The sequence below is a fragment of the Kitasatospora sp. NPDC051170 genome, assembly GCF_044455705.1.
Taxonomy (GTDB): domain Bacteria; phylum Actinomycetota; class Actinomycetes; order Streptomycetales; family Streptomycetaceae; genus Kitasatospora.
Genome location: NZ_JBITFA010000016.1, coordinates 1 through 19,397 on the forward strand (window position 1 = coordinate 1; position 19,397 = coordinate 19,397).

Consider the following 19,397-nt stretch of genomic DNA (forward strand, 5'->3'; position numbering starts at 1 on the left):
GGGGGGGGGGGGGGGGGGGGGGGGGGGGGGGGGGGGGGGGGGGGGGGGGGGGGGCCGGGGGGGCGGGGGGGGTGGTCGGCGGGGCGGCCCCCCCCCCCCCCCGCCCCACTCCTGTCAGGACCGCAGCGGGTGGCCGAACAACAGGTCGTAGCCGTCCGGCAGTTGATCGAGCACCCGGTCGACGAGCTCCGGCGGGGCCAGGTCGGCGACCGTGCTCAGCACCGCCCCGATGTCCCACTGCGCGGTCGCCTCCGTCGCGCCGTGGATCCAGCCGACGACGGCCTGGACGAAGCGTTCGGCGGTCAGCGGTTCGGCGGCGGGACGGGCGTCGCGCAGCAGGCCCGCGTAGGTGTCCGGCAGGGCGGCGGAGAGTTCGGTGCGCTCGGCGCCGACGAGGTGTTCGCCCAGGAGCGCCAGCACGACGCGGGCGGCGTGGTCGGCCTCGGCCTCGCCCCGGTACTCTCCGCGTTCGACGATGCGGGCGAGGAAGTCCTCCCAGGAGATGGTCATCACGTCCTCCTTCCGGTCGGCGTGGGCGACCGGCGGGACGGCACCGGTGCCCGTCCTGCTCAGCGTACTGCGGGCCCTCAGCCCGCCGCCGTGCGGCAGAGGCGGCGCGGTCCGGACGGCGATGACGCTCTGCCACCACCGACGGGCATCCGCTGCCCCGGGGCCTTGAGGACGGCGGCCGACTCGGCCTCGGGCATAAACCCGGCGAGAAAGCGCCTCTCGCTCTGGCTGAGTTTGCGCGAACGCCCGGATTCCCGGTCCCGCGCGACCACCACCGTCCGCGCCCGCATAAACGTGAGGGAGGTCCGGCAGACATTCACTTCCACATGTGCGGAACTCCGCCCGATCCGTTCCACGGTCAACCGTACGGACAGCGGCTCGGGGCGGTGGTGCAACTGCTCCAGATAATCGATCTCGTGCCTCGCGATGATGAATCCGGAGGGGAACAGCGATTCCCGGACGGCGGTCGCGTGGTGGCAGAACAGGTCGTAAATCCCCTCCTGGATGTAGCCGACCAGCCGGGCGTTGTTGATGTGCCCGTTCTCGTCGACGTCGCTCCACCGGGTGGGGCAGGACAGCACGTGCCCGATGGGGCTCGCCGCGCTCACTGCTCCGTCAGCCCGGTGCCGACGCCGCCGCCCGCGGGGAGCAGCGCGCGCTGCAACCGGGCGTAGTAGCCGGAGTGTTCGGCGGCCATCCGGGCCGCGGTCCAGCCCTCTTCGGCGGCCTCGGCGGCGGCCTGGACGACGAGGCTGTCGAGGACGGCGTCCACCGAGCGGCACAGGTCGGCGACGGCCGCGAGCCGCTCGGTGACGTCGGCGCCGCCGGTGGCGCCCCGGGCGGGGAACGCGGCGAGGGAGTCGACGGCGAGCTGGAGGTCGTCGATCTTCTCGGACTTCTTCTCCGGGGTGGCGTCCAGGGTGGGACCCTGGGTGGCGCCGGCCCCGGAGTCGGCCCTGGAATCCACCGCGGAATCCACCGCGGAATTCACCAGGGAATTCCCCGGGTGCGGTGCGCCGAGCGCGTTCTGCGGGTTCCGCATCGTCGTCATGTTTTTCTCCATGGCGTATTCCGGCCGTTCACGGCCAGCGGCTGGTGTTCTCGTGCATCGGATCAGCACCGGATCAGCACCGGATCGGCATCGGATCGGTGTCGGCCCCCCGACACCTTCGACGCTATCCCAGTCGGCGCGGGTCGGCAGATGGTTTGCGGAGGTCAACGGGAAACTGACTTCCATTGGAGTAGTTTGCCGGGGTACACAATATGCCCCATCAGCCGAATGCCTTCGGCGAATCGGGTGGTATCACCGACTCGGCCCGCCAGATCGGCTACCGAGCGTCACCGATCTGCTAGCGGATGCTCCACCACCGGGCCTTGTACAGGTACGTCCACCGCAGGGTCCGGGCGCCCTCGGGCCGGTGCAGGGTGATCACCGAGGTGCACCAGTCGCACGGGCCGGTGTGCTCGGGGGCGACGGTGAGCAGCCGGCCGGTGAAGGGCTCGTCGCCGACGCTCTTGAGGTCGCGGTCCGCGTGCGGCCCCGGCAGCTCCACGGGCGTGAACCGGTCCGCGGCCGGGTCGTACCGGTACAGGTGCCGCAGGGTGGCGACCCAGAACCGCCCGGGCGCGCCGAGGACGGCCGCCAGGTCGTGCCCGCCCCCGTCGGGCAGCGGCGTGCGGCGGACGGGGGTGAGGGTGGGCGCCGCGGGGGTGCCGCCGACGCGCAGCGCGACCAGCTCGGCGTCGCCGACCGCCCGGAGCAGGCCCGCCCGGCCGTCCCACAGCACCCCGTGCGCGCCCGGCAGCCGGTACTCGGCGTACGCGGCGGCGCGCGGCCCCTGGGAGGCGGCGTACACCCGCACCCAGCCGCCCGCGCTCGCCGCGACCGCCGCGTTCCCGTCCGGGAGCAGCTCGATGCTGTGCGGGTTGGCGGCCCCGCCGACGTCCGTCGCCCAGCGGGTACGGCCGGTGGCGGTGTCGACGACGGCGGCGAGCCCGCCGGAGGCGGTGGTCACCAGGTACCGGCGGCCCGCCCGGACGCGGCTCTTCGCCTCGGAGGGGCTGGTCCAGCTGCGCGCGGGGCGGAGGTCCGCCAGCGCGGGCTCCCGGTCGGCGCTCCAGCTCCACACCACGGGCAGCCGGCCCGGGCCCTGGTAGGCCATCAGCTCCTCGGCGCTCTGCAGCACCATGGCACTGCGCGAGGCCTGGTCCACCACGACCACCTCCCAGCCGTACGACCTGGCGTCGGCGCGGCCGGCGAGGGGCGAGCCGAGCAGGAGCAGGACGGCGGCGCCGACGAGGCACGGGGTTCGAAGCACACCCCCACCGTGCCGACTCCGCGCCGCAGCCGCGCGCCCTGGCACGCGACCGGGGGACGGGCGCCGAAGATCCCGGTCCGGCCCACGGCCGACCTGTCGGCCCGTTAGCATCCCGCCAGGGGCCCGGATCCGGGGCCTTCGAGGGGCTTCGGTCCGAGGGATTTCGGTCCGAGGGGTTTCGGTTCGAGCGGCTCCGATACAAGGGGCTCCGGTACGAGGGGCTCCGGTACGAGAGGGTCCAGGGGGAGGAACAGTGCGCAAGCACCCGGGTGCGGTCATCGACGTCTCCAACGTGTGCTGGTCCAAGCACCTCCCTCCGGTCGGCCGCAAGTTCCCGCTGCTCGAGCGGCTGTTCCTGATCCGCGACGCCTGGCGCGAGCAGTACGGCGCCGGCGCCCCGGTGGACCTAGTCGGGGACAACTCGCTGCTGCGCAGCCTCCTGCCGGAGGACCGCGCCCTGCTGGAACGGCTGCGGCAGGACCCGGGGGCGGAGGGCTTCGACGAGATCCGGTTCGTGCCCTACGCCGACCCGGTGTTCCTGCGCCTGGCCCGCGAGCGCGGCCGGCACGTGATCAGCTCGGACCTGTTCACCGACCTGCGCCGCGCCGAACCCTGGATCGAGGAGCAGCCGCAGCGCGTCCTGGCCTGGAGCACCGACGCGGACGCCCGGGTGCGGCTGCACCCCAGCGCGATCGTGCCGCTGCCCGCACACCGGGTGTCCAAGGCGATCCAGGTCAAGGACCTCAAGTACCTGCGCCTGCTGGAGCCCGACCACCGCGACCAGCAGCAGATCCTGCGCAGCCACTGGCGCTGCACGGCGATCGGCTGCGACACCGCGCTGCGCTGGCCCGACGGGCTGCTCGGCTGGCCGACCGTCGGCTCCGGCGGGCGCGCCGTGTGCGTCTGCGGCTCGCTGCTGGAGCGGCTCGGGCCGCGCGGCGTCACCCGCAGCTTCGTCGTCTCCGACGCCACCGCCCCGGACCTGCCCGGCGGGCTGTCGGCGGGCGAGTTCCTGCGCTTCCCGGTCAGCGTGGGCGACGCCGTCCAGCTGGGACGCGGCGCGCTGCGCCAGGGGCTCAACCTGGCGGCGGAGGAGCTGCCGGCGCCGCTGGGGGTCAAGCGGGTGAGCCGGGCGCACCTGGTGGTCTCCCTGGAACGTACGGGCGACACCCCGCAGGCATACGCGGTGGACCTCGGCTCGGGCAACGGCACGGTCGTGGTGCGCGAGTCCGGTGCCGCCCGCCGGGTCGAGCCGGGTGAGCGGGTGGCCTTCGGCGTCGACGACCGGCTGGTCCTGGGCGATTCGGTGGCGGTGCGGATGTCGGGGCAGCTGCACTTCACGGCGGAGCAGACCCTGCCGCCGGAGCTGGGCGCGGGGGGCGAGGGCACGACGTTGCTGGGGTGGGAGGGGGCGTAGTCGCACGACGCCCGCCGTGGAACTACGGAAGTAGTGGCACTACGTCCGTAGTCCTGCCCCGGGGGCGGGACGGAACTACGCCAGTAGTGGCACTACATCCGTAGTGCTGTGGCGGGAGTGAGGCAGAACTACGGATGCAGTGCCACTACTTCCGTAGTGCGCCGCCGCTCAGCGCGGCGCGTAGTCGCTCTGGACGGTGCCGTCCGCGAATCCCGTGTACAGCAGCCCGCCCGCCAGCACGGCCGAGGGCGCGCCCGCCGAAGCACCCCCGCCTTCACGGCTGCCGGGCCACCCGGCCGCACCCGGCGACACGGGCCTCGGGACGGCGTTCGACCCCTTCGACAGGTCGATGATCCCCGGGGAGGCGGCGGTCAGTTCCACGACCTCGTCCCCCGCCAGGAGCAGGCCCGTGGTCGGGCTGACCTGGCTCTCCGGCTTCTGGTAGCTCCAGACCAGCCGCCCACTGGCGACGTCCAGGGCCAGGTACGAGCCGTGCCGCATCCCGTTCACCACCAGCAGGCCGCCCGCGCCGAGGGCCAGGTGGAGCCCCGTCCCGTTCATCAGGGGCCGGGCGCCACCCGCGAGCTGCCGGTCGAAGGCGGTGATCATGCCGCCTCCCGCGCAGATCACCCACTGGCCGTACCCGTGGAGTCCCTGGCAGTCCGCCGCCGCGGCGGCGGAGACCTGCCCGTCGCGGACGTCCACGATCTCCAGGCGCCGCCCCGACGCCGCGTACAGCTTCTCGCCGAGCACGATCGGCGCGACCCCGGCCGAGTCGACGGGCGCCGTCCACTCCTCCCGCCCGTCCACGGCGGCGTTGCCCCGCAGCTCGCCGTGGTCCGTCTCGCCGCTGCCGCCGAGGTGCGGGCTCGCCGGATCGGCGGTCTCGGTGACGACCGTGCCCCACAGGAGGGTGACCCCACTGGCGATCCAGCCGCCGCGGACGGGCTTCTCCCACAGCACGGCGTGGTCGCCCAGCCGCACGGCGCGCGTGTACGTGCCGTCGGTGGTGTAGGCGTTGCCGTCCGCCAGGACGGGCGCCCTGACGCTCGCGTCGCCGAGACGGCCGTGCAGCGGAGTGTGCGGGTCGAGGCTCCAGCGCGTGGTGCCGTCGTCGGCGTCGAGGGCGACCAGCCCGCCGTCGTAGCGGGAGCAGACGAACAGGCCCCCGCCGAGCGCGCAGCCGCCCAGCCGTACGCCCAGCTGCCGGCTCCAGGGCTTCCACCCGGTGGGGACCGCCGTGCCGTCGAGGGCCGCGGCGCCGAACTCCCCGCTGGCCGCGAGGTCGCCGCCCGCCTGGACGAGGGGCTGCGCAGCAGGAGGCGCCGCGACAGCGGAGGCAGCAGCCGAGCCGGACGGCGCCGGGGAGCCCCCGCCCGTACGCGCATCCTCGGCCAGCCATCCGGGCACCAGCAACGCCCCCACCAGGCTCAGCGCCAGCCCGGCCCCGGCCACCCCCGCCAGCACCCCCCGGCGAGCCCACCGGGCCCGCTGCCCAGGATCAGCAGTGGGCGGCACCACCGGCAGCGACGCCAGGTGCGCCGCGTCCCGCTCGTACCGCACGCACAGCGCCTCGACGGCCGGCGGCCACCCGCGCGCAGCCGCACCCGGCCCCGGGGCGAGCTCGGCGATCAGCTCCTCCAGCCCGGGCCGCGCCTGCGGACGCAGGCTCAGGCACCGGGCCAGCACCGCCCGCAGCCCGGCCGGCACCCCGGACAGGTCGGCCTCGGCCCGGCTGATCCGGTAGAGCACCGCCTGCGTCTGCCCGCCGTCGAAGGGGCCGCGCCCGGACGCGGCGTACGCGAGCACCGAGGCCAGGCAGAAGACCTCCGAGGCGGGCCCGAGTTCGGTCTCCGCGTCGAGGTGTTCGGGCGACATGTACCCGGGGGTGCCGATGACCTGGCCCATCGCGGTGAGGACGGTGCCGTCCAGCGGCTTGGCGATGCCGAAGTCGATCAGCCGCGGCCCGAGGCCGGACAGCAGCACGTTTCCGGGTTTGAGGTCCCGGTGCAGCAGCCGCCGGGCGTGGACGGCGCTCAGGGTGGCGGCGAGTTCGGCGCCGAGGGCCCGTACGGACTCCTCGGGCAGCGGGCCGGTGGTCTCCACGGCTTCGGCGAGGGTCGGTCCGGGGATGAACTCCGAGGCGAGCCAGGGCGGTTCGGCGTCCGGGTCGCAGGCGACGAGCGCGCCGGGCAGGGCGGTGGCGACGGCCCGCGCGGAGTCGATCTCGCGGCGGAACCGCAGCCGCAGCTCCGGCGTGTCCGGGCCCGCCTGCGGGAGCAGCGTCTTGACCGCGACCACCTCTGCGCCCGCAGCCGTGGAGCGGGCGAGGTGGACCTCCCCCATGCCGCCCGCGCCGAGCCGGGCGAGCGTCAGGTAGGGCCCGATCAGGCGCCGCTGGTCCGGCGGCAGCGGTTGCAGCACGGCGTCCTCCCTTCCCTGAGCGTCACGACCTCACAGCGCCGACTCCGCGACGGCGTGGACGGCGCCGTCCCCGCCGATCGCGAGCAGCAGCCCGTCGAGGGCGAGCACCCGGGGGTGCGCGTAGTCCGGGAAGCGGCCCATGTTCACGTGAATCCCGGGCGCGCCGGCGGGTTTGGGCAGTTCCACGACGACGGGGGTGCCGGACGGGTCCACGGGAACCAGCATCAGCCGGCTGTCGGTCATGGTGACGACCCTGGCGCCGAGCAGGATCGGCGGCGCGATGCCCGGGTGGAGCGCGTTCCCGGAGGTGCCGGTGTGTTCGAGGTTCTGTTCCCAGCGCGACGCCCCGGTGGCGGCGTCCAGGGCGCTCAGCATGCCGGTCGCCCCGTTCAGGCTCACGATCACCGTGTCGTCCCCCGCGCTGACCTGCCACTTCTGGTCGTGGAGCGCCGAGTTGGCGTCGGCGAGGTCCTTGCGCCCCGCGAAGTCCCCGGCCCCGGCCGTGACCAGGCCCTCCCCCGTCCGGCACAGCACCTTCGACCCCGTCAGCGCGAACGGGCTGCACTGCCCGGACAGGGTGCCGAGCATCGCGCCGCTGCCCGGGTCGAGGGCGGCGATCCCGTCCGGGGTGGAGGCGTAGACGGCGTGCCCGTCGGCGGCCTCGGCGCCGTAGACGAGCCGCAGCCGGGCGGTGCTCGGGCCGTTGTGGCCCAGCCCGCGGCTCCAGACGGGCTCGCCCCCGGCGAAGGTGGCGGCCTTCAGGCTGAACGCGCAGCCGATCTCCGCGCCCGAGTGGTCGCAGACCGTCAGGAAGAGCCGGTCGCCGACGGCGAGGGGCTCCTCGTAGAGGGAGACGTCCTTGCCGAACGGGGTGGTGGACAGCACGCGGCCGCTGGTGAGCTCCTGGACGCGCAGCGAGCCCTCCCGGCTGGAGCTGGCGACGCGGTCGCCCTCGATCGCCGGGCCCTCCCCGTCGTGGGGGATGAGGAGCAGCCCGTTTTCGGTGTCCGGCTGCGCCTGCACGCTCGGGTCCCTGGCGAGGTCGACCCGCCAGCGCTGGTGCCCGTCGGCGGTGTCGAGGGCCTGGAGGCTGCCGTCGACCAGCCGGCAGACGAGGGTGCCCCGGCCCAGCGAGCAGCCGGTCGGCTGGTCGGCCAGGTAGGCGGACCACGGCTTGAAGCTCGCCGGCAGCCGGCTCTTCCCGCTCGGGAAGGCCCGGTTGCCCCCGGGCCCGCCCCTGTCGGTGACGCCGGTGAGCCCCGGGGGGACGGCGACGGCCGTCGGCTTCCCCCCGTCGCCTCCCCACCGCAGGGCGGCCGCCGTGCCGCCCGCGACCAGCACGGCGAGCGCGGCGCCCAAGGCGATCAGCCGTCGTCGGCGCGGCCTGGTCCAGCCCGACCTGGTCCAGCCCGACCTGGCCCCGCCCGCCGCCGCCCGGGCCTCGGCCGCGCTCCGCTCGATCATCCGCCCGATCTCCGGTGACCACCACCACCCGGCCGGCCCGAGTGCCTCCAGGGCCGGGGCCAGCTCGGCGAGGGTCGGCCGCCCGGCCGGGTCGCGCAGCAGGCAGGCGCCGAGGATGCCGCGCAACTCCTCCGGCACGGCGGAGAGTTCGGTCTCGGCCCGGGCCATCCGGTGCAGCATCGCGGGCGCCGGGGCGTTCCCGTACGGGCCGGTGCCGGTGGCGGCGAAGACCAGGACGGCGCCGAGGGAGAACACGTCGGAGGCGGGGACGGCCCGCCGGGCGTCGGCCAGTTGCTCGGGCGCCATGTAGCCGAGCGAGCCGAGCACCAGCCCGTCCGTGGTGAGCGTCTCCTCGTCGGCGTCGGCGGCGCCGTCGTCGGCGTCGCGGGCGAGGCCGAAGTCGATGAGCTTGGGACCGCCGTCAGCGACCAGCACGTTGCCGGGTTTGAGGTCGCGGTGCAGCAGGCCCCGGCCGTGCACGTCGGCGAGCGCCTCCACCAGCCGCAGCCCGAGCTCGGCGACCACGCGTACGGGCAGCGGCCCGCACTCGGCCACCGCCCGGTCGAGCCGCGGTCCGGCGACGAACTCGCTGGCCAGCCAGGGCACTTCGGCCTCGGGGTCGGCGTCCAGCAGCCGCGCCGCGTACGGGCTCCCGACCGCGCGCAGCGCCTCGATCTCGCGCCGGAACCGGTCCGCCGCCTCGGGGTGGTCCAGCAGGTCGCGCCGGACGGTCTTCACGGCGGCGAGCCCTCCGTCCCGTCCCACGCCGAGCAGCACCTCGCCCATGCCGCCCGCGCCCAGCCGCCCGACCACCCGGTACGGCCCGATCCACTCCCCCGCCGACATCGCGCGCCCTCCAGGTCCCCCGACCGCGCCCGCCGTCGCGGCGGGGCATGCCGATGATTCCACAGCGGCCCGGGTGCCCGGCAGGGTTCCGGCGATCGCGTGAACTGCTTCCTTCCGTACACGAGTTCGCCGCGACCCGGACTGCTCCGGGAGAGCGTACGGCCGAAGAGGCGACAGCGCGTGACCGCCCCGCATCCACCGAGGTTGTCAGTCCGTCACCCCGCCCCGTCACCCCACGCCCAGCCACCCCGCACCCCGCACCCCACACCCTCCGGAGGCCCCCAGATGCGCACCGCCCTCGCCGCCCTGCTCCTCGGCACCGTCCTGTTCCCGGCCGCCGCGGCCGCCTCCGCCCCGGCAGCCGCCGCCACCACCCCCACCGCTACGCCCCGCGAGGTCAACCAGGGCTACAGCATCCCCGTCGGCGGCGTCACCGACCTCGGCGCCCTGCCCGTCCTCGGCAGCCTCGGCCTGGACTTCGCCCGCCTCCTCGGGCAGTAGGGCGTGTCTGACAATTGGCGTCGGGTCAGCGGGCGGCGTTGGGGTGCGTGCATCGGCGGGGCCGAGGAGGGAGTCCATGCGGAGCATTGGCGACTGACGAGAAGCCGTCGAGGTGCGTGCTCCGGCGGCGACCGCCCGGCGGGAATTGTCAGACACGCCCTAGGTAGGGTCGACTCGCGCGGGGCATCGACCGAGCCGCGCGGGCCGGTTGGAGGGGGACGGACGCATGATCGGGGAACTGCTGCCGGACGTCGTGGTGACGGAGGTCGCGTACGGCGATCCGCCGCAGGCCCGGCTGGAGCCCGAGGAGGAGGCGGTGGTCGCCCGGGCGGTGGAGAAGCGCCGCCTGGAGTTCACCAGCGTCCGCCACTGCGCCCGCCTGGCGCTCGGGCGCCTGGGCGTCCCGTACCGTCCGCTCGTCCCGGGCCTGCGCGGCACCCCGAGCTGGCCGGAGGGCGTGGTCGGCAGCCTCACCCACTGCGACGGTTTCCGCGCCGCCGCCGTGGCCCGGGCCGGGGAGCTGACCTCGGTCGGCATCGACGCCGAGCCGGCGCTGGCGCTGCCGGAGGGCGTGCTGGAGGTCGTCGCCCTGCCCTCGGAGCAGCGGCGGATCGCCGCGCTGAGCGCCGCGCACCCGCACGTGCCGTGGGACCGGGTGCTGTTCAGCGCCAAGGAGTCCGTCTACAAGGCCTGGTTCCCGCTGGCCCTGCGCTTCCTGGAGTTCACCGAGGCGGAGCTGACGATCTCCGCCGACGGCACCTTCTCCGCCCGGGTGCTCGTGCCCGCCCCCGTGGTCGACGGCCGGCCGCTGTCGGGCTTCGACGGCCGCTGGACCGTCCGGGACGGGCTGCTCGCCACGGCGATCGCCGTCCTGCCCGCGCCCGCGCCCTCGTAGCGTGCCTGCGGCATATCCTCGACCCCGTGACGGTGACTTATGTGATCGACGGCAATCGGATCGGCTCGCTGGACGACTTCTGGGACGCGGTCGGCAGGGCCATGGGCGAGGACGGCTACTTCGGCCGCAACCTCGACGCCTTCGCCGACTGCCTGCGCGGCGGCTACGGCACCCCCGAGGACGGCGACTACCTCATCGAATGGCGCGACCACGAGGTCTCCCGCCGCAGGCTCGGGTACCCGGAGACCGTCCGCCGGCTGGAGCAACGCCTCGCCCACGCCCACCCCACCAACCGCCCGCGCATCGCCGCCGAACTGGCCGACGCCCGGGCCGGCAAGGGGCCGACGGTCTACGACTGGCTGGTGCGGATCATCGAGGACGAGCACCCGGGCGGCCTGCGCCTGGCCTGAGCCCAGCCCGCCGGGTCGCATCGCGTCGGATCGCCGCGCCGGATCACTTTTGATCTCCCGGGATGCCCCGGCCGTCGGGCCGGGGAGATGGGGGCCTCCCGGCCCAGACGGTCGGGGAGGGCCCTTGGCCCGGAGCCGCGAAGCGGCGGAGTGGGCTTCGGAGGTTTGGGCAGGAGCCGTTGTCAGTGGCTCCCGCTAGGTTGATCCTGTGCACCTTCGGTACTCCTATCGCATCTGTCCGACGGCCGGTCAGCTCAAGGCGCTGGCCCGGACGTTCGGGTGTGCGCGGGTGGTGTACAACGATGCCCTGGTGGCTCGGAAGGCGGCCCGTAAGGACGGCCAGCCCTACCCGAAGATCACCGACTTGCAGAAGCTGGTGATCACCGGGGCGAAGCGCACCGCCGAGCGGGCGTGGCTCGCCTCGGTCGGTGTGGACCCTCTGATCCAGTCCCTGCGGGACGTGGACAGACGGGGAGGATGTCAAATCACGTCCGACAGCCGGACGAACCGGCGCCCCGCCGCCAGCATCCCCGGCACCGCCGCCGCCACCCCGGGGGCGGTGCCGCCTCCCGGGTGGTTCATGTGGCCGATGACGATCGCGCCCGGCCCGGCCCCCGCCACCTCCCGCCGCACCTCGGAGGCGCTCAGCGTGGCGCCGCCGTCCCCGTTCACCGTGAACCCGGCGACGCGTTCGCCCAGGTCGGCGACCACCCGGGTGGCCACGTCGTCGTAGTGCGCGGTGCCGGAGCGGAAGAACCGGGGCGGGTGGCCGAGCAGGGCGGTGAGCTTGTTCGCGTTGCCCGCCACCTCGTCGTACACCTCGCCGACGTCCCCGGTGCCCGCGATGCCGTACGCGGAGCGGCCGGTGACGGACAGGGGGCGGTGGACGGTGCCGTGGTTGCCGATCTCGAACAGCGGGTCGGCGGCGAGCCGCTCGAAGGTGTCCGGGTTGGCGTCGATCCAACGGGCGTTCAGGAACAGCGTCGCCGGGACGGCGTGAGCGCGCAGGAAGTCGATCAGGTCGGCGTCGTAGCCGTTGCCGCCGGGGCCCCCGCAGGCGTCGAAGGTCAGGGCCGTCGCCCGTTCGCCCTCGGGCAGCGCGGTCAGCACCCCGGCGACCTCCAGGCCCCAGTCGGTCGGGGCGGTGCTGCCGTAGCGCCGCACCATCTCGGCGCGGGTCGGCTCCTGGGCCGGAGGCTCGCTCGCGGGCGGGTCGGGCGTGGGAGTGGGCGCCGGCGAGGGCGTCGCCGCTATGGAACCCGTCACGGTGGCCGTAGCCTGCGCCGAAGCCCCCGCCGAAGCCGCCGCCCCCGCAGAGGGCAGGGCCCCCGCCCCGGCCGACCGCCCCGCCGTCCCCTGGCACCCCGCCAGCGCACCCCCGGCCATCGCCACCAGCAGCACCCGCCGACTCAGCGCCACACCCGTCTCCTCCACTCTCCACCGATCACCTGTTCCCCTCCCCTATGAACCGATGATCGGTCACACCCCGCAACTCCACCCCTCCCTCTCCACTCACCCCCCGGCCCCCTCCGCTCACCCCCGCGACCCCTTCACGGGCCCGCCCCACCCCCGTGACCCCCGCCTCACCGCCGGTTCACCCTCCGGGGTAGGCGCACGGACGACCCGCCCGCCGCCAGCCCCCGGAGACCCCGATGCCCGCAGAGGCCGACCCCACCCGCCGCACAGTCCTGCGCACCACCCTCGCCGCAGCCGCAGCCGCCACCGCCACCGGCGCCGCCGCCCTCCCCCTGTCCACCCCCACCCCCGCCGCCGCCTCCTCCCCGTCCCCGTCCCCGTCCCCGAAAAGCCTCACCCTCACCGGCCATCTCCCCACCGGCTGCCCCGACTTCGTCTACCTCCCCGTCGAAGTCCCCGAGGGCGTACGAGAGATCGCCGTCACCTACGGCTACGACAAGCCCCCCGTCCCGGCCGGCACCCCCGGCAACTCCTGCGACATCGGCATCTTCGACGAACGCGGCACCGACCTCGGCGGCGAGGGCTTCCGCGGCTGGTCCGGCGGCTTCCGCACCGAGTTCGGCCTCGCCCGCGACGCCGCCACCCCCGGCTACCTGCCCGGCCCGATCAACCCCGGTACCTGGCACATCGTGCTCGGCCCCTACCAGGTGGCCCCGCAGGGCCTGGACTACCACGTCGAGGTGACCCTCAGGTTCGGCGAGCCCGGGCCCGCGTTCACCCCGCACTACCCGGCCGAGCGCGCCCGGGGCCGCGGCCGGGCCTGGTACCGGGGCGACTGCCACCTCCACACCGTGCACTCCGACGGCCGCCGCCTCCCCGAGGAGGTCGCCGCCGGCGCCCGCGCGGCGGGCCTGGACTTCATCGTCTCCACCGACCACAACACCAGCTCCTCGCACGCCGTCTGGGGCCCGCTGGCCGGCCCCGACCTGCTGATCCTGCCCGGCGAGGAGATCACCACCCGCAACGGCCACTGGCTCGCCCTCGGCCTGGAGGCCGGCGAGTTCGTCGACTGGCGCTACCGCTCCCGCGACGAGGAGTTCCCGCGCTTCGTCCGCCAGGTCCACCGCTCCGGCGGCCTGGTGGTGCCCGCGCACCCGTACTGCCCGTACGTCGCCTGCCAGTGGAAGTTCGGCTACGAGCAGGCCGACGCCGTCGAGGTGTGGAACGGCCCGTGGACGTACGACGACGAGTCGGCCGTCGACACCTGGGACTCCCAGCTCGCCGTCGCCCTGCGTCACGGCCGCTCCTGGACGCCCGCGATGGGCAACAGCGACGCCCACAGCGCCCCGCAGGTGATCGGCTCCCCGCACAACGTCGTCCTCGCCGAGGACCTCACCCGCGACGCGATCCTCGACGGGCTGCGCGACGGGCGCAGCTGGCTCGCCGAGTCCTCCGCCGTCCACCTCGAGCTCACCGCCACCGGTCACGGCCGCAGCGCGGGCATCGGCGAAGAGCTGACCGTCCCCGCCGACGCGCCGGTGGACGTGCGCCTGACCGTCTCCGGGGTGCCCGGCGGCACCGTCCGCCTGATCACCGACGAGGGCCAGATGCACCAGGAACCCCTGGCCGCGGACGGCTCCGGCACGATCGTGTGGCGCACCACCGCCTCCCTCGCCGCGTACGTCCGCGCCGAGGTGCGGCACCCGAAGGCGGACGGCACGCCGGGCAAGGGCAACTCCATGGGGCCCGACCTCCCCTGGGGCCCGATGGCCGCGCTGACCAACCCGATCGTGCTGAGCGCCGGGGGCCGCTGAGCCCGGGTGGGGGACGACTCGGACCACCCGAGTGGACTAGGTTGATCCCCGAACGCGTCAGTCGTAGGGATGAGGCGGTCGGCTGTCCGTATCCGGACGGCCCGGCCGCCGCCGACTCCCGGCTCCCCTCCCCTCCCCCGGCCCGCGAAGGGATCAGCAGCTGTGAACCGTACGACCGTAGGTGGGCCGGAACTCGGGGGCGGTCGGGGCGCGGGGGGCGTCCTCGTCCTCGTCGACCCGTCCGGCGCCGGGCACAGCAAGGTCGCCGAACTCCTCACGGCCCGGCTGCACCCGAGCGTCCACCTGCGCACGGACGACTTCCTGCGCGTCATCCGCGACACCCCCACTCCCCTCGACACCCCCCTCGACGCCCAACGCCGCACCGCCACCGCCCTCGCAGCCGCCGCCCAGGCCGCCTTCGCCTACGCCACCGGCGGCTACCAGGTCATCGTCGAGTCCCCCACCGCCCCGCCCACCCTCGACACCTTCCGCCGCGAGAGCCGCACCACCGGCGCCCCCCTCCACTACGTCGTCCTCCCTCCCACCCCCGACGACGGCCCCACCACCCCCGAAGCCACCGCCGACACCATCCTCACCGCGCTCCCCCACCGCACCCACCTCCTCGGCTGGTAGCCCCCCAGCCCCTTCGGTCCGCCCGTCAGGTACGGCGCGATCCCCTGACCGTCCCCGCGAACGCCGCGAACTCCACGAACACCACGGACGGCGCGGACGGCGCGGACGGCGCGGACGGCGCGGACGGCGCGGACGGCCGCCACACGGGAATCGGCTGCGGGGCGCACGCAAGTGCGCATGTCCCGGCAGGCTCCGGGCACGATTCGATGCGCGCGCATTCCCGTCGCACCATTCGGCGTTTCACGCCCTTTTTCACGCCCCTCGGTGCGCCCTCATCATTCCCCTGGGAATACGAACCGGAAAACCACGGGACGGATCCGTGAGCAGCCGGGCGAGAAGTACGGGAATCCGGAGGGAATGCCATGGAATTCAAGCAGAAGCTGGCAGAACTGTTCACGAAGGGGCGCGTCGAGGTCTACCGGCCCGGGGACCTGATCCTCCTCAAGGGAGCGGTCGCCGACGACGTGCGGCTGATCCGCAGCGGCTGGGCCCAGGTGACGGACCCCCACCACGACGGCAGCGAGACCGTCCTCGACCTCCGCTGCCGCGGTGAACTCCTCGGCGACACCGGCGTGCTCGGCGGCCGCCCGCGCAACGCGAACGTCCGTGCCGTCCGCCGCACCGTCACGGTCGCCGTGGGCGGCCGGCAGTTCCTGGCGTTCATCAGGCAGCACGACCTGCTCGACCAGCTCCTGCTCAGCGCACACGACCACCACCTCGCCGCGAACCGGCTCACCGGGGCACGGCCCTTCGGCGCGGTCGTCGGCGCGAGCCGGCTCCTGCTCGACCTGTCCCGGCGCTACGGCTCGCCCACCCTGCACGGGATCACCCAGAAGGCCATCGTCGGGCTGCTGGGCGTGTCCGTCCCGACACTCCGCAAGGCCGTGGCCGACCTCTCCACCTGCGGGGCCGTGCGCGCGAACTGGCCCAGCATCGAGATCAGGGACCAGGCCGCCCTGCGCGAGACCGCCCGTCTGGACGACTCAATCGCGAAAGCGCGGAGCGAGAAAGCACGCACCCGCGCCAGGTCGTGACGTGAGCCACGTCACACCCGTTCCGGAGGCAAAATTCTTTCCCTCCCGGCTTCCGCCCGGCGCACATCCTCGAAAGGCGACCGCACTCGCGGTCCGGAAATCCGATTCCTTCGAGGAGTGCCATGTCCGAGCCGTACGAACCGTCCAAGCACACCGAACACACCAGCCGCCCCCTTCCGCCCCGTCAGGGCCTGCTCGCGGTGGACGCGAAGGACTCCACCAAGCTGCCGGCCGCGCAGCAGGCGGCCCTGAGCCGGGCCATCGCCGAGACCCTGGAGCGGGCCCTCGACCTCGCGGGGCTCGGCTCCATGCCGCGCCCGTTCACCACCAGCACCGGCGACGGGCTCTCCTTCGGCTTCCCCCCGGAGTTCCTCCCGTTCGTCCTCCACCCGTTCATCGACCGGTTCAACGACGTCCTCCTCGCCCACAACGCGCGCGGCGCGGGCCCGAACGTCCGGCTCCGGCTCAGCGTCCACGCCGGCTCCGTGCCGCTCACCGGCGGCCGGCCCGGCGACGGCAACGCGACGCCGCGCAGCGAACTCCACCGCCTGCTGGACTCCCGGCCGGCTCGTGACTACCTCGCCCTCGGCAGCCCGAACGCCACCCCGCTGGTCGCCATCGTCTCCGACCCGCTCTACCGGGACGTGGTCGTCGGCGGGTACTGCGGGCTGCCCCGCGAGCGCTTCACCGAAGTCCACGCCGAGGTCGACGGCAAGGACTTCGCGCAGCGCGCCTGGATGTACGTGCCCTCGCCGTCCGGCGGCCTGCTCCCGCCGCCGCCCGGCACGGACCCCGCGCCGGGAGCGCCCAAGCCGTCCGCGCCCACCCCGCGCCCCGGCCCGGGCGGACCGGGCGCACCGGGCCGGCCCCGCCGCGTGCCCACCCCTCGGTCGATCCGCGCCCAGCGGGTCCAGAACGGCGTCAACGCCATGGACTCGATCATCCACACCGTCGAGACCCACCTGACGACCGGCTCCGAGACGCCGGGGGCCCGGTGACCGCGACCGCCGTCGAGGACGCGTTCCCGGACGACGACGCGTTCCCGGACGACGACGGGTTCCCGGACGACGACGCCCCGCCGCCGTCGTCCTGGACCTCCTCCCACCACCAGTCGGTCGCGCACGGCGCCAACCTCAACGGCGCCTACGTGGGGGCGGTCCACATCTACGGGCCCTCGCCCGAGCACGCCGTCCGGAGCCGTCAGCGACCCGCCACCGACGCCCCGCCCCGCCCCCGGCCCGCCGACCTGACCGTGCGCCTGATCGCGCTGACCGGAGCCCTCGCCGCGCTGACCGCGCCGGCCCTGCGTGCGGCCGCCGCACTCCGGCAGCTCGCCCCTCTGCTCGCCGGCCCGGAACCGAGCCCCTGACCCCGCCCCCGTACCCCCGCCCCCTCCCCCTCCCCCTCCGATCAGGAGAAGCCCGTGGCCCCAACCCCCTCCGTACGCCTCTTCGACGCGGTCGAGTCCCGGGTCGCCCGGCCCGACCCCGCCCTCCCCCCGCACACCTTCCGCGTCACCACGGCGGACGGCCGGTTCGAGCTCACCCCGGCCGACGCCCGCGACCTCGTCCACGGACCGGGCCGCACGAGCCCGCTGGCCCAGGCCGTCTGGCGGTTCGCCGTCCTGACCGCCCGCTCTCCGGAGTCACCGCCGCCGTGGGACGTCCTGCCCGTCTGGCTCGCGCTGCCCCGGCTGCGGAGCGCCGTTCACCGCATCCACCGCCGGCTCCGCACCGACCGGAACGACCTCGAGGCCGCCGCCGTCCTGGGAGTGATCGAGGGCTCCCTGCGGTTCGAGGACACCGGGGACGGACTCGCCGGCGAGCGCGTGATGCGCACGGCCACCGGGAGCGCCTGGCGCCTCGCCCGCCAGGGTGTCCGCGAGCGAACCGTCCCCCACTTCGTCGCCCTGACGGACAGGCGCGACGTCCTGTGGCAGCCCCCGGAGCCGGGACCGGACTCCTGGGAACTGCAGATCTCCCCGCCCGACCGCCCGGACGGCCTGACCGCCCCGCTGCACTTCACCGTCTCCCGCGAGCGCCTCGCGGGCGAGCGCCTCGGCGCGATGGCGGTCGGGATCGGGCTGCACGACATCGTCCACCGGGCCCGCCGGCCGAGGGCCGGCCGCCGCATCGGAACCCTGTCCCTCCGACCTGCCGGGAGCCCCCGATGAGCTACTCCCCCGAACGCGCGCTCACCTTCGGCGAGGCGTTCGACCTGCCGGTGTGCGTCGACCTCGGCACCGCCGCGAGGGCCTTCGGCGTCTGCCGGGCCACCGCCTACCGCCTCGTCCAGCTCGGCTCGTTCCCCTGCCGGGTCCTCCGGGTCGGGTACCAGTACCGCGTCCCCACCACCTCGCTCATGCGCGCCCTGGACGTCGAGGAACTCCCCGTCTACGCGAGCCACTTGGCCGAGGGCGCCGACCACGCCGCCCGCCTCGACGGCCGGAACACCACCACGGAGGAACCGCGATGACCCTCATGCCGATCACCGCGACCGAACCGGACGAGCCCGCGGCGCCCACCTGCTTCGTCATCGGCCCCATCGGTGACGAGCACGCGGAGCTCGACAGCGCGGAGCGGCGCGTCTTCGAGCGCGCCCTCCTCGTCTACGACGAAGTCGTCCGCGCCGCCTGCCGCCCGCACGGGATCGACCCGCTGCGCGCGGACGCGATCGCCGACGCCGGGGAGATCACCGACCAGATCCTCGCCCACCTCGACGAGGACGACCTCGTCATCGCCGACGTCAGCGGCGGCAACCCCAACGTCATGTACGAGCTCGGCTACCGCGACCGCGCCGGCAAACCCACGATCCTGATCGGCGAAACGGGCCTCCTGCCCTTCGACATCGCCCGCAAGCGCACCATCCGGTTCCGGCGCGACCGCAGCGGCCTGGTCCAAGCCCGCGACCAGCTGCACCGGTTCCTCTCGGAGGGGCTCAGCAAGGGCTTCGGCACCTTCGCCGCGGTCAGCACCTCGCGCGGCGCGCTCGTCCCCTCGCTCGCCCCCGGCGCCGTCCCCGGTGCCGCCCCCGCCGTCGAGGGCGCCGCGGAGGCCGAGGACGACGCCCCCGGACTCTTCGACCGGATCGCCCAGGCCGAGGTGCAGATGGAAGCCGCCATGGCGGACCTCTCCGACATGGAGGAGGCGACCGCGCTCTTCGCCGCCGCGGCCGAGGAGCTCACGGCCACGCCACCCAAACCCAACCAGTCGCCCAACGCCGCGCTCGTGGTCGTCAAGCGGTTCTCCGACGCCATCACCGCCCCCTCCGCCGCGTTCCGCTCCAGCACCGAGGCGTTCGCGCGCCGCATGGGGGACGTCAACGCCGGAATCCACGCGCTGCTCGACTTCGTCGAGCAGCAACCCCCGGAGGAGCGTGACCCGCAGACACCGGCCATGCTCGCCGGGCTGATCGACACCGGCGTCCAGATGCGGCACAGCACGCACGACATCGTCGCCCTCGGGTCGCTCATGCGCCAGGTGTCCGGCTACTCCCGCGTCCTGCGGACCCCCGCCCGGGAGATGGCCGCGGCCGTCCGCGCCATCGTCACGGTCCTCACCGAGATCGAGTCCTGGGAGAACCGGGCCCGCGCCCTCCAGTAGCCACCGCCACCGAGACGCTCTGACACCCCCTCACACCCCCTCACCCCAATCGTCACGTTCCGTGTTCGGAGCGGTACACGTTTGGGTACGTACCCCGCGCGCCCGAGGGTCGG

19 protein-coding genes and 1 pseudogene are annotated in these 19,397 nt (G+C 74.7%); 13 read left to right on the forward strand and 7 right to left on the reverse strand.

The genetic code is table 11. The features are described 5' to 3' along the window. Positions 1-114: 114 nt before the first annotated feature. From ACIBCA_RS28895 to ACIBCA_RS28910, 4 genes are all read right to left on the reverse strand, one after another. Complete coding sequence (locus tag ACIBCA_RS28895; RefSeq protein ID WP_396285947.1) at positions 115-510, reverse strand: DUF2267 domain-containing protein; 396 nt, start codon at positions 508-510, stop codon at positions 115-117. Between the two features lie 77 nt (positions 511-587). Next, positions 588-1,118, reverse strand: coding sequence for an acyl-CoA thioesterase (locus ACIBCA_RS28900; RefSeq protein ID WP_396285948.1), 531 nt, complete (start codon positions 1,116-1,118; stop codon positions 588-590). Next, on the reverse strand, positions 1,115-1,561 hold the full coding sequence (locus tag ACIBCA_RS28905) for a hypothetical protein (RefSeq protein WP_396285949.1): 447 nt from the start codon (positions 1,559-1,561) through the stop codon (positions 1,115-1,117). The genes ACIBCA_RS28900 and ACIBCA_RS28905 overlap by 4 nt, the downstream gene beginning before the upstream one ends. Before the next feature lie 298 nt (positions 1,562-1,859). Then, a complete protein-coding gene (locus tag ACIBCA_RS28910; protein ID WP_396285950.1) occupies positions 1,860-2,828 on the reverse strand; it encodes a DUF6528 family protein in 969 nt (322 codons plus the stop codon). 253 nt (positions 2,829-3,081) lie between these two features. On the opposite strand from ACIBCA_RS28910, the gene ACIBCA_RS28915 reads away from it, so the two are divergent. Next, positions 3,082-4,245, forward strand: a complete 1,164-nt coding sequence (locus tag ACIBCA_RS28915; protein WP_396285951.1) for an FHA domain-containing protein — start codon at positions 3,082-3,084, stop codon at positions 4,243-4,245. Positions 4,246-4,413: 168 nt separating this feature from the next. Here the strand turns inward: ACIBCA_RS28915 and ACIBCA_RS28920 are convergent, their stop codons facing one another. Together ACIBCA_RS28920 and ACIBCA_RS28925 are read right to left on the reverse strand one after the other, a co-directional pair. Beyond that, entirely contained in the window at positions 4,414-6,669 is a 2,256-nt protein-coding gene (locus tag ACIBCA_RS28920) for a protein kinase (protein ID WP_396285952.1), read from the reverse strand. Between the two features lie 30 nt (positions 6,670-6,699). Then, positions 6,700-8,979 carry a protein kinase gene (locus ACIBCA_RS28925; protein WP_396285953.1) on the reverse strand — a complete coding sequence of 760 codons (2,280 nt, stop codon included), beginning with the start codon at positions 8,977-8,979 and terminating at the stop codon, positions 6,700-6,702. A 285-nt stretch (positions 8,980-9,264) separates the two neighbouring features. On the opposite strand from ACIBCA_RS28925, the gene ACIBCA_RS28930 reads away from it, so the two are divergent. The 4 genes and pseudogenes from ACIBCA_RS28930 to ACIBCA_RS28945 form a co-directional block, all read left to right on the forward strand. Then, the gene (locus ACIBCA_RS28930; protein WP_396285954.1) at positions 9,265-9,480 is read left to right on the forward strand and encodes a hypothetical protein; all 216 of its coding nucleotides are present in this window, start codon (positions 9,265-9,267) and stop codon (positions 9,478-9,480) included. Positions 9,481-9,706: 226 nt separating this feature from the next. Beyond that, positions 9,707-10,375 (forward strand): 4'-phosphopantetheinyl transferase, encoded by a 669-nt coding sequence (locus ACIBCA_RS28935; protein WP_396285955.1) that lies wholly within the window; start codon positions 9,707-9,709, stop codon positions 10,373-10,375. Between the two features lie 26 nt (positions 10,376-10,401). Beyond that, positions 10,402-10,785: a barstar family protein gene (locus ACIBCA_RS28940; RefSeq protein ID WP_396285956.1), complete on the forward strand. Its 384-nt coding sequence runs from the start codon at positions 10,402-10,404 to the stop codon at positions 10,783-10,785. Positions 10,786-10,993: 208 nt separating this feature from the next. Beyond that, positions 10,994-11,113: pseudogene (locus ACIBCA_RS28945) on the forward strand (helix-turn-helix domain-containing protein); the annotation flags it as partial. A 152-nt stretch (positions 11,114-11,265) separates the two neighbouring features. Here the strand turns inward: ACIBCA_RS28945 and ACIBCA_RS28950 are convergent. Continuing rightward, complete coding sequence (locus ACIBCA_RS28950) at positions 11,266-12,204, reverse strand: polysaccharide deacetylase family protein (RefSeq protein ID WP_396285957.1); 939 nt, start codon at positions 12,202-12,204, stop codon at positions 11,266-11,268. Positions 12,205-12,437: 233 nt separating this feature from the next. Between ACIBCA_RS28950 and ACIBCA_RS28955 the strand changes: the two genes are divergently transcribed. The 8 genes from ACIBCA_RS28955 (at position 12,438) to ACIBCA_RS28990 (ending at position 19,284) form a co-directional block, all read left to right on the forward strand. Further along, complete coding sequence (locus ACIBCA_RS28955; RefSeq protein WP_396285958.1) at positions 12,438-14,015, forward strand: CehA/McbA family metallohydrolase; 1,578 nt, start codon at positions 12,438-12,440, stop codon at positions 14,013-14,015. Positions 14,016-14,177: 162 nt separating this feature from the next. Beyond that, positions 14,178-14,648: a hypothetical protein gene (locus ACIBCA_RS28960; protein WP_396285959.1), complete on the forward strand. Its 471-nt coding sequence runs from the start codon at positions 14,178-14,180 to the stop codon at positions 14,646-14,648. A gap of 362 nt (positions 14,649-15,010) precedes the next feature. Then, on the forward strand, positions 15,011-15,682 hold the full coding sequence (locus ACIBCA_RS28965) for a Crp/Fnr family transcriptional regulator (RefSeq protein WP_396285960.1): 672 nt from the start codon (positions 15,011-15,013) through the stop codon (positions 15,680-15,682). A 122-nt stretch (positions 15,683-15,804) separates the two neighbouring features. Further along, positions 15,805-16,680: a hypothetical protein gene (locus ACIBCA_RS28970; RefSeq protein WP_396285961.1), complete on the forward strand. Its 876-nt coding sequence runs from the start codon at positions 15,805-15,807 to the stop codon at positions 16,678-16,680. Continuing rightward, positions 16,677-17,051 carry a hypothetical protein gene (locus ACIBCA_RS28975; protein WP_396285962.1) on the forward strand — a complete coding sequence of 125 codons (375 nt, stop codon included), beginning with the start codon at positions 16,677-16,679 and terminating at the stop codon, positions 17,049-17,051. The genes ACIBCA_RS28970 and ACIBCA_RS28975 overlap by 4 nt, the downstream gene beginning before the upstream one ends. Positions 17,052-17,105: 54 nt before the next feature. Next, positions 17,106-17,855 carry a hypothetical protein gene (locus tag ACIBCA_RS28980; RefSeq protein WP_396285963.1) on the forward strand — a complete coding sequence of 250 codons (750 nt, stop codon included), beginning with the start codon at positions 17,106-17,108 and terminating at the stop codon, positions 17,853-17,855. After that, complete coding sequence (locus ACIBCA_RS28985) at positions 17,852-18,157, forward strand: helix-turn-helix domain-containing protein (RefSeq protein ID WP_396285964.1); 306 nt, start codon at positions 17,852-17,854, stop codon at positions 18,155-18,157. Before ACIBCA_RS28980 ends, ACIBCA_RS28985 begins: the two co-directional genes overlap by 4 nt. Further along, complete coding sequence (locus tag ACIBCA_RS28990; protein WP_396285965.1) at positions 18,154-19,284, forward strand: hypothetical protein; 1,131 nt, start codon at positions 18,154-18,156, stop codon at positions 19,282-19,284. The genes ACIBCA_RS28985 and ACIBCA_RS28990 overlap by 4 nt, the downstream gene beginning before the upstream one ends. Positions 19,285-19,397 lie beyond the last annotated feature (113 nt).

What these genes read in the sequence shown, in the direction of transcription:
- ACIBCA_RS28895 (WP_396285947.1), bottom strand. Translation starts at nt 510, where the DNA reads ATGACCATCTCCTGGGAGGACTTCCTCGCCCGCATCGTCGAACGCGGA.
- ACIBCA_RS28905 (WP_396285949.1), bottom strand. Translation starts at nt 1,561, where the DNA reads ATGACGACGATGCGGAACCCGCAGAACGCGCTCGGCGCACCGCACCCG.
- ACIBCA_RS28925 (WP_396285953.1), bottom strand. Translation starts at nt 8,979, where the DNA reads ATGTCGGCGGGGGAGTGGATCGGGCCGTACCGGGTGGTCGGGCGGCTG.
- ACIBCA_RS28930 (WP_396285954.1), top strand. Translation starts at nt 9,265, where the DNA reads ATGCGCACCGCCCTCGCCGCCCTGCTCCTCGGCACCGTCCTGTTCCCG.
- ACIBCA_RS28970 (WP_396285961.1), top strand. Translation starts at nt 15,805, where the DNA reads ATGTCCGAGCCGTACGAACCGTCCAAGCACACCGAACACACCAGCCGC.
- ACIBCA_RS28955 (WP_396285958.1), top strand. Translation starts at nt 12,438, where the DNA reads ATGCCCGCAGAGGCCGACCCCACCCGCCGCACAGTCCTGCGCACCACC.
- ACIBCA_RS28965 (WP_396285960.1), top strand. Translation starts at nt 15,011, where the DNA reads ATGGAATTCAAGCAGAAGCTGGCAGAACTGTTCACGAAGGGGCGCGTC.
- ACIBCA_RS28990 (WP_396285965.1), top strand. Translation starts at nt 18,154, where the DNA reads ATGACCCTCATGCCGATCACCGCGACCGAACCGGACGAGCCCGCGGCG.
- ACIBCA_RS28985 (WP_396285964.1), top strand. Translation starts at nt 17,852, where the DNA reads ATGAGCTACTCCCCCGAACGCGCGCTCACCTTCGGCGAGGCGTTCGAC.
- ACIBCA_RS28935 (WP_396285955.1), top strand. Translation starts at nt 9,707, where the DNA reads ATGATCGGGGAACTGCTGCCGGACGTCGTGGTGACGGAGGTCGCGTAC.